Source organism: Pseudomonas sp. FG86, assembly GCF_057808775.1.
Window position 1 is genome coordinate 19,217 of the sequence record NZ_JBMDIS010000082.1, and the last position, 9,393, is coordinate 28,609.

Consider the following 9,393-nt stretch of genomic DNA (forward strand, 5'->3'; position numbering starts at 1 on the left):
ACCTATCAGTCAGTTTTTTCAGCCTCGTGCCCCAGTTCCAGCATCAACCCACTCAAGCGCTTGACCTTGCGTCGCACGGCTTCCTCAAACACGCCGCCGCGGGGTTCGATCAAGCTGAACCAACGCTTGGCGCGGGTGATGCCGGTGTAGATCAGCTCTTTGGTGAGCACCGGGTTGAGTGCCTCGGGCAGGATCAAGGCGGTGTGAGTGAATTCAGAGCCCTGGGATTTGTGCACGGTCATGGCATACACGGTTTCCACATCGTTCAGGCGGCTGGGTAGTACAAAACGCACACCGCCCTGGCCATCGTTCCGTGGGAAGGCGACACGCAGTACCTGAGGGCCACCGTCGCTTTCGGGCAGTTTCAGGGCAATGCCAATATCGCCGTTCATCAGGCCCAGGCCATAGTCATTACGGGTCATAAGTACCGGGCGGCCTTCGTACCATTGCTCGTCACCTTCGATCAGCCGCACTTTGCGCAAGGCGGCGGTGATGCGCAGGTTCAGCCCCTCCACTCCCCAGGGGCCTTTACGCACGGCACATAGCAACTGGAAGGCGTCGAAGGCTTGCAGCAGTTGCTGCGCCCAGTGGGTCCAGGCGTGATCTTCCCGCGGGGTGTCGAAGGACGGGCGCGCCGATTGCAGCAGGTTCAGATAATAGCGATAGCCTTCGGCACCATCGCCCTGCCCGTCCAGCACCAGCCGCTCCAGAGCATGGTCGTGCTCACCTTTGAGGCTGACGCAGAACAGGTCGTTGTGGCTGCGGGCGGCCAACAGCTGGCGGGCCTCTTCGGCGTTTTGCTGGTTGACCCAGCGCGCCAGTTGGCCAATACCGCTGCCTTCGCCAAAGCGTCGCGAGTAACGCAGCATCACCACTTGCTGGGCCAGGGGATGGTCGCCATCGAGGTCTTCCTGCAGGCCACTGGCGCTGAGGTCCTCGCCGCTGACGGCTTGCAGCCATTGGCGGGTTTCTGGGCTGTACCAGCCAGCCTCGGCGTCGCGGCACAGGTCACCGAGGACGGCGCCGGCCTCCACCGAGGCGAGCTGGTCCTTGTCGCCCAACAACACCAGGCGCGCATGGGGCGGCAATGCGTCGAGCAGGTTGGCCATCATTTCCAGGTCGATCATCGAGGCCTCGTCCACCACCAATACATCAAGCGGCAGCGGGTTGCCCTGGTGATGACGAAAATGCCGCGTGCCCGGCCGACTGCCGAGCAAGCGGTGAACCGTGGTGACCTGGGTCGGGATTTTTTCCCGCACGCTGTCAGGCACTTTCAGTGACAGCACTTGTTGGCTGATCGATTCGGTCAAACGTGCGGCCGCCTTGCCGGTAGGCGCAGCCAAGCGAATGCGCAGGGGCGTGCCGCTTTCCACGGCCGGCGCCTGCAACAAGGCCAGCAGACGCACCACGGTGGTGGTCTTGCCAGTGCCGGGGCCACCGGTAACGATGCTGAATGCACCACGGGTGGCCAGGGCGCAGGCAAGCTTTTGCCAGTCGATCATGCCTTCCGGCACGGGTTGGTCGAACAGGCCATTCAAGCGCTGGGGCAAATCGGCGGCGACGGTTTCTGCGGTCGCCAGACGCAGGCGCAGGGCCGTATCGATGCGTCGCTCGTAGGCCCAGTAGCGGCGCAGGTACAGGCGTTTGCCGGACAGCACCAACGGTCGGCTCTGTGCAGCCTCGCTGCCATCCACCGCCAGGGCGACCAGTGGACTCGCGGCCAGGGTATGGCACCAATGGGCACCGTCCAGGCCGTCGAGCAGTTGCGAAGGCAGCAACATGGCGCCGGCTTGCAGGTCGCCTTCGGGCGGCAATGACAGGGCGAAGTCCGGCGCCTTGAGGGTTTCGAACAGGTCCAGGCACACGTGACCATGGCCCAGTTGGTGGCTGGTCAGCGCCGCCGCCAGCAGCACCAAGGGATCGGCGTGCGGGTCGAGCTCGTACAGGAAACCGACAAAGGCTTTGTCCAACGCGCGCAGCCAGCCGCGGTCAACCCAACGCTCCAGCAGTTGCACCAGGTCAGCGGCGCGGCTGAGGGGTGCCAACGCCTCCAGCGGTAACGACGACAGGCTCATAGCAGCACTCCTTGTTCCCAGGCGGGTTCGGCCTTGGGCGGTATCGATTGACCTTGGAAGAGCAAATCCAGGCCCTCGATCAGCTCCCGTGGAGGGCGGGTGAAATACGCCCCCTGGCTGGCAGCCCGACTGCCGCGCAGGAACAGGTAGAGCGCCCCACCGACATGGCGGTCGTAGTCGTAGCCCGGCAGGCGCGCCTTGAGCTGGCGGTGCAGGGCCAGCAGGTACAGTACGTACTGCAAGTCATACCGATGTTCGAGGATCGACAGCTCCATGGCCGCCTGGGTGTAGGCCGAGTCGTCGGGGCCGAGCCAGTTGGATTTGTAATCCGCCACGTAGTAGCGGCCGTCATGCTCGAACGTCAGGTCGATAAAGCCTTTGAACATACCGTTGAGCAGGACCGGCTCGGCAGCAACCCGCGAGACACCGTTGTGGGTGTACTGGCACACCAGCTTATCGAGGGCAAGCACGTCGACTTTGTGACTGGCGAACCAGAACTCCATTTCGACCTGGTATTGCTGCAGGCCGCTGAGAGTGACCTGGTCGTTGTGCAGCGGCAGCGCTGCTTGCAACAGATGGCTCAGCCAGCCGCTGAGGGTGACGATCCAGCCTTCCCAGTTACGTCGGTTGCAACGCGCGCCCACGGCTTTTTCGATCGCATCCGACGTCACGTTGAAGCCCTCCTCGCCCGCCCACTCCAACAGGCCATGGAGGAAGGTCCCCGGATTCGGGCCACGTGGGAAACGGTGAATGTCGCCGCCGGACGCTGCCACTTCACGCGGTGCATCAGGGTCGAGACGTTCGTCGTCGAACAGCTTCTGGGCTTGTGGGCTTTCCGGCGCTTCGAGGCTGGCGGCGCTCATGCTGTCACCGATGCGCAAGGCGCTGTAGGAGGCGATCCACCAGTTTTCCGCCGCCTTGCGTTTGGGTAATAAGGGGGGGAGCAGCGTGGCTTCGTTGCGCGGCGGATGAAACACGCAGTCTTGCGCTTCGGGTACGTGGGTGTAGTGGATGGCAGGGCAGCCTTCCTGCAGATCCAGCAGCCAGCGCGCCAGGCCAGCAGATTCGCCCAGGGATGCGCCCGCGCCAAGCAAATAACCCGGCGACGAAAGGTGCAGCACAGAACTGCTGCTATTGCCGCGCTTGAGGTCGGCAATGCCCAGCCAGCAGGCGTGTTTGGCCCGGGTCAGGGCCACGTAGAACAAGCGCAGGTCTTCGGCCAGGCGCTCGTCATCGGCTTGGGCGATCAACGCGGCCGTCGGGCGCAGGCTGACGTGGGACTTGCCGTTTTCATCGTGGTAATGCAGCGGCAAGCGACTGCCATCCACCGGTTTGACCGAACAGATAAATGGCAGGAATACCAGATCGTATTCCAGCCCCTTGGACTTGTGGATGGTCACCACCTTGACCAGTTGCTCATCGCTTTCCAGGCGCAGGATCTGTTCTTCACCTGCTTGGCCGGAGAGCGCCAGGTGTTCGGCCAGATGACGGATCAGGGCCTGTTCGCCGTCCAATTCAGACGCCGCTTGTTGCAACAGCTCACTGAGGTGCAACAGGTTGGTCAGTACTCGCTCGCCATCGCTGCGGGCCATCAGGGTTTGCGGCAACTTGAAGTCATGCAGCAGGCGCCGCAGCATCGGCAGCACGCCCTGGGTGCGCCAGATCACACGGTAGCCGCGGAACTGCATGACACGGCTTTCCCAGGCCAGTTCGTCCTGGTTCAGACGCTCCAGTTCAGGCAGTGACAGGTTCAAGGTGACGCAGGCCAGCGCGGCGCGCAACGGACGCTCGACGTCGGGCTCGGCACAGGCCTTGAGCCAGGCCAACAGGTCATGGGCTTCCTGGGCGGCGAACACGGAGTCCTTGTCGGACAGGTAGACACTGCGTACACCACGGGTGGCTAATTCGCCGCGCACGGCTTGGGCCTCCTTGCCGTCGCGCACCAGAATAGCGATAGCTGAGGGCAGCACGCCGTTAACGCTGCCGTCTTCTTGCAGGAAACCTGCGCGACCTTGCTGCCCAGCGTTGAGCAGTTCAACAATCTGCGTGGCACAGGCGGCGGCAAGTTGCTGGCGATAAACCACGTTGGAAATCGGCTGATCGGTGGGCAGGTGCCAGAGCGTCATCGCCGGCAGCGTTTGGCCATCGATCTGCAATTGCTCCTTGCGTCCCTGGGACAGCACCGGCTGGAACGGCACCGGATTTTCGCCATCCGGCCCGCGGAACAGGAACGCGCCGCGGCCTTTTTCGGCACGCTGGAACACATGGTTCACCGCCTCGACCATCGCATGGCTGGAGCGAAAGTTGGTGCCCAGGGTGTGGTGACGGCCAGTGGTGGATTGGCGGGCGCGCAGGTACGTGTAGATATCCGCGCCACGGAACGCGTAGATCGCCTGCTTGGGGTCGCCGATCAGGAACAGGCCGCTGTCGAGGTGGTTTTCTTCGATGCGGTAGATGCTGTCGAAGATGCTGTATTGGACCGGGTCGGTGTCTTGGAACTCATCGATCAGGGCGACCGGAAACTGCTCGCGGATCACACTGGCAAGACGCTCGCCGCCATCTGATTGCAAGGCGGCGTTGAGGCGGATCAGCATGTCGTCGAAGCCCATTTCGGCGCGGCGGCGTTTTTCGTCTTCGAAGCGTTTGCCGACCCAGCCCGCGGCGTGTTGCAACACAGCGGCATCGGGGGTTGGCAACGCATCGAGGGCAGCTTTGAGGCCGACCATGGCGTCGATACCCGGGTGGTGCGGCGGATCACCCTTCCAGGCTTCGGCCATGCCATCGGGGGTCAGACGCGTGAAGCCGGTACCGATATCCAGTTGTTCCAGGGTTTCATCCGCGGCCCAGGCGCTGATTTTTTCGAACCAGGGTTCGAAGTAGCGGGCTTGCATCTTGCGACCGTCGACGGCTTTGGCGGCGACGGCTTGCAGGCAGATGTCGCGCAACTCGGCGGCCCATTGTTGCCAGGGCGCTTTAAGCGCAACGAGGGCTTCGCGACGCTCTTGCAGGCAGGCGCTGATCAGTTCGGCGGGGTCGCGATGCTCATCAGTGGGCCGCTCGCTGCCGAACAACGCGCGTACTCGCGGCATCAGCGCGGCCGGCCCGCCCCAGTTGTTGCGCACCCAGTTGAGCGCATCGTCGTGCATCGGATAGCAGAACAGCCGCCAATAGTCGCGCAGCACTTCGCCGAGCAAGTCGCTATGGTCGGTTTCCAAGGTCTGGGTGAACAAGCTACCACTGTCGAACGCATGTTCGCGCAGCATGCGTTGGCACCAACTGTGGATGGTCGAGACCGCCGCTTCGTCCATCCATTGCGCGGCGATATCCAGGCGATTGGCACACGCGGGCCATTGTTCGGGCAGATAGTGCTCGCGCAGCTCGGCGATCAGCGCATCCGGTTGTTTGATTTCATCGCGGAAGAACCGCGCAGCTTCGGCCAGACGGATACGGATGCGTTCGCGCAGCTCCTTGGTGGCGGCGTCGGTGAAGGTCACAACGAGGATTTGCGGGGGCAGCAGTTCGCGGCCGAAGCCTGACTCGTCACCACCGTGGCCGAGTACCAGGCGCAGGTACAGGGCGGAGATGGTGAAGGTCTTGCCGGTACCGGCACTGGCTTCGATCAACTGGCTGCCTTTTAGCGGGAATGCCAAGGCCAAGGGTTTGCTGCTCATGCGCCGACCTCCTCGCTGTTCAGGGATCGCCAAGGGGCGTTGAGCAAGGGCCGATACAAGGTTTCACACCACCCTTCGAATTCTTCGCTGGCCATCAGGGCGGCGTAGTCGGGGAATTGGCGGGTGAGTGCCGGGGTTTCGCGACGTTCGCCGTCGGTGGTCAGGCCGTCACCTTCGTAGGCTTTGCTGGCGGCAGCGTGAGCTTTGACCGGGTCGGTTTGGCCAAGCCAGGCGAAGGCGGTTTTGACCGCGATGGGCAAGGGTTTGCTCATGCCGATATGCCAGGCGAGCAACAGGTCGCCGAGGATGCCCTGGGCGCTGGATTTTTCCAGCGGAGCCAGCAGCAGGGTGTCATCACTGGCCACCAACCCGGTGCTCAATGGCAGACCGCAGGCGCAGGCGACCACGTGATTGACCCATGGGCGAATCAGGCGGTGCCACTTGCGCGTCTTGATCGAACCGATGCTGTTGGGGATGGTGGTGACGCTTAACAACCCGCCATCACTGCGTCGATGCAGGCCGCTGATCCAGCCTTCCAGCTGAATACCCTGATGCTCGAAACTGATCGGTTCAGCACCGGTGTGGGGGGTTGGCCAGAGGGCTAGAAGCTGTTGGTAGCGGCGTAACAAGTCAGGCAAAGGTTCGATCAGTTCGTTACGCAGACGCTCGCCGAACCCGACCATCGGCAGCAGGCCACTGCCTTGCAGGCGCAGTGCCTGGGCGTTGAGGGCCTGGTCGAAGTGATCGGGCTGGTTTAATGCGGCATTGAGCAGGCTGTCGCTCAGACTGTAGCGTTGCAGTGCGTCGAGGACGAAGGGTTCTTCATCGGCCAGCGGGACTTCGGCGGCTTCGAAAAAAACTTTCAGCCGTTGGCCGAAGAAATGTTTGACCGGGTTGCGAAGGAAGTCCTGCAGTTGGCCCAGGCTCAGGGGCTCTTCCTGCCGATGGGCCGACAATGCCGCCGTGTCAGGGGTGGCCTCCGCGGCCTCGTGCAGCAGCTGCCACTCACGGGCGTAGCTGAACAGCGGGTCACCTTCGTGAAAATACCGGGCGCTAAAGGGCTGGAGCGGATGTTCCTGGGTCATCGCCTCAATAAGTGGCTGTGCAATATTGGCGTTATGCCAGCCACTGGCGATGTGGTCGCGCAGTTGGCCAATCAACACCGATGCCGGGCGATCGCTATTGTCGCGGATGCTGCGCCCGACCCAACTGATGTAGAGCTGGTCGCGCGCGGACAGCAGGGCTTCAAGCAGCAGGTAGCGGTCATCTTCGCGGCGTGAACGGTCGCCAGGGCGATAATCGCTGCCCATCAAGTCGAAATCCAATGGCGGTTGTGCGCGCGGGTAGTCACCGTCGTTCATACCGAGCAGGCAGACGAGCTTGAATGGGATCGCGCGCATGGGCATCAGGGTACAAAAATTGACAGCTCCGGCGAGAAAGCGCTGTGAGAGGCGGCCCTGGTCCAGACCGGCCAGCCATGCCTCACGAACGACAGTGAGCGGTAACTCGTCCTGCAGGCCCACGGACTCACAGGTTTCCAGCCAGGTTTCCCGCAGCTGTTCGAGCTGGCCCAGCAGGTAGTCGTCGTGCTCGCTGTTAGGCAGGAAGAAAAGTTGCATCAAGCGTTGTAGGCGCTCGCCCCATGCTTGAGGAGCGGCAGGTTGAGACAAGGCTTGATGGGCATCGCTCAGGGCATCGAGCAAGGCGACCAGTGGGCCAATCAAGGCAGCGTCGAGGCCGCCGATTTCGTCATAAGGTTCGATACCGTCGCAAGCGGTGCCGGTGCCAACGGCGTAGCCCAGGAGCATACGGCGCAGGCCGAAGCGCCAACTGTTTTGCTCCAGCTCATGGGGTAGACCCAGGCCGGCGCGTTGCTCGGCGTTGAGTCCCCAACGGATACCGGCCCCTTCGATCCAGCGGTGCAACGTGGGCAGGTCGCGTTCTTTGATAGCGAAACGTTCACGCAGGGCCGGGACGTCGAGCAGGTCGAGAATCTCGCTGACGGGGAAGCGGCTGTCTGGCAACTTGAGCAGATGCTCGACGGCGATCAACAACGGGTCGCGGCCGCGTTGTCCTTGGTCGGTGAGGGTGAAGGGGATGAAGCGTGGATCACTTCGTTCCAACTGGCCGAATACGGCGCGAATGTGCGGCGCGTAGCTGTCGACGTCGGGGACCATGACGATGATGTCCCGAGGACGTAGGGTGGGATCGGCGCTGAAGCGTTGAAGCAGTTGGTCGTGGAGAATTTCTACTTCGCGCTGGGCGCTATGAGCGATATGGAAGCGGATTGACGTGTCACGCTGCAGGTCGACGGCGGGCCAGAGATCGCGGGTTTCATTGAGCGGGCGCAGTTCGAGGATGTCGTCCTGGAGCTGGTTGAGCAACGTGGTGGGCACGGTCTCGCTGAACAGGTCGATTCGGCCATCGCGGAAGGCGGCTCGGTAACTGTTGGGATCATCGTAACTGTCCAACAGGCTGATGTAGTCGCGGCCTTGTTTGCCCCATGCGGCCAGTAATGGATGGGCATGTTGGTGCAGGGACTGCGGGTCGATGGTCACCGGCATACCGGCCTTGCGCGCCTGGCGTTTGTATTCGTTACGCAGCAAGTCTTTGTCAGCGACGATGTCAGACCAATGATGGCGGCAGGGATTGTGCACGCACAGCAGGACCTGGCTGAAGCGAGCCAGGCCGGCAAGGGCTTCCAGTGCCTGCGCAGGCAAGGATGAAATGCCGAAAACAATGACTCGGGAAGGCAGGCCTGGGGGGGCTTGTTTCAGGCTATTGATGCGCTCGATAAATCGCTGGTGGACGCCGGCACGGCTTTGGGCCATGCCCTCCTCCCCGACATCCAACAGCAGCGCGCGCCATAATTCGGCTTGCCAGCAGTTGGCCGGGTTCAGGGGTTTGGTTTCACCGCGACCATTACGTAACTGATGACGGCCCGCGGCCCAATCTTCCAGCCAGTCAGCACGGTAGACCTGATACTGGTCGAACAGGTCGGCCAGACGTTCGGCGAGTTGGTAGCGTTTACGCAGGTCCGTGTCGTGAGTCAGGAAGCGTTGCAGGGGCTCGAAGTGCGGTTGATCAATGAGCTCCGGGAGCAGGCGCATCAGGCGCCAGGTCAGCGGGGCTTTGTCGAGCAGGGACTTGGGCGGAATTTCGTCACGGCCAAGGACCATCCGATAAAGTTGCCACATGAAGCTACCCGGCAGTTGCACATCAATGGCCGCCGCGATGCCGCAGCCCCCCATATCGTCATCTTCCGGATCTTCAGCCAGGGCCAATTTGAGCCATTGGGCGATGCCATTGCTTTGCACCAAGGCGATTTCGTTTTCCAAGGGTGCCAGTGGATATCGTCGCATCCAACTGACCACTAGGCTGCGCAGTTCGTCCAGGCGGTTGCCGTGAACCACCATGAATCCAGCGCTGAGGGACGTCGAGTCCGGCATAACGGCTTCCTTGGGAAAAGCAAAAATCGAGGGAGGGACTTTAGCACTGTGGGCAAATATTGGCGGTATCGGGATGCAAGAAGCGGGGGGTTTGGAGTGGGTTCGGTGTGCCCGACGGTGCGCGTCAGCGTTATCGTCCTGCATGAGCACGCTTGCGCCTGCGCTTTTCGACCGCCCAAAACAAAACCCCATCTGCTT

At 62.3% G+C, this 9,393-nt stretch carries 3 protein-coding genes; all 3 read right to left on the minus strand.

From position 1 onward, the window contains the following. Nucleotides 1–5: 5 nt before the first annotated feature. From recD to recC, 3 genes are read right to left on the minus strand one after another with little or no spacing between them, the layout of a single operon-like run. Nucleotides 6–2,075 (minus strand): exodeoxyribonuclease V subunit alpha, encoded by a 2,070-nt coding sequence (recD, locus tag ACODSV_RS29910; RefSeq protein ID WP_150054238.1) that lies wholly within the window; start codon nt 2,073–2,075, stop codon nt 6–8. After that, on the minus strand, nt 2,072–5,746 hold the full coding sequence (recB, locus tag ACODSV_RS29915) for an exodeoxyribonuclease V subunit beta (RefSeq protein WP_150054239.1): 3,675 nt from the start codon (nt 5,744–5,746) through the stop codon (nt 2,072–2,074). Before recB ends, recD begins: the two co-directional genes overlap by 4 nt. Beyond that, the gene (gene recC / locus ACODSV_RS29920; protein ID WP_150054240.1) at nt 5,743–9,195 is read right to left on the minus strand and encodes an exodeoxyribonuclease V subunit gamma; all 3,453 of its coding nucleotides are present in this window, start codon (nt 9,193–9,195) and stop codon (nt 5,743–5,745) included. Before recC ends, recB begins: the two co-directional genes overlap by 4 nt. Nucleotides 9,196–9,393 lie beyond the last annotated feature (198 nt).

What these genes read in the sequence shown, in the direction of transcription:
- recD (WP_150054238.1), bottom strand. Translation starts at nt 2,075, where the DNA reads ATGAGCCTGTCGTCGTTACCGCTGGAGGCGTTGGCACCCCTCAGCCGC.
- recC (WP_150054240.1), bottom strand. Translation starts at nt 9,195, where the DNA reads ATGCCGGACTCGACGTCCCTCAGCGCTGGATTCATGGTGGTTCACGGC.
- recB (WP_150054239.1), bottom strand. Translation starts at nt 5,746, where the DNA reads ATGAGCAGCAAACCCTTGGCCTTGGCATTCCCGCTAAAAGGCAGCCAG.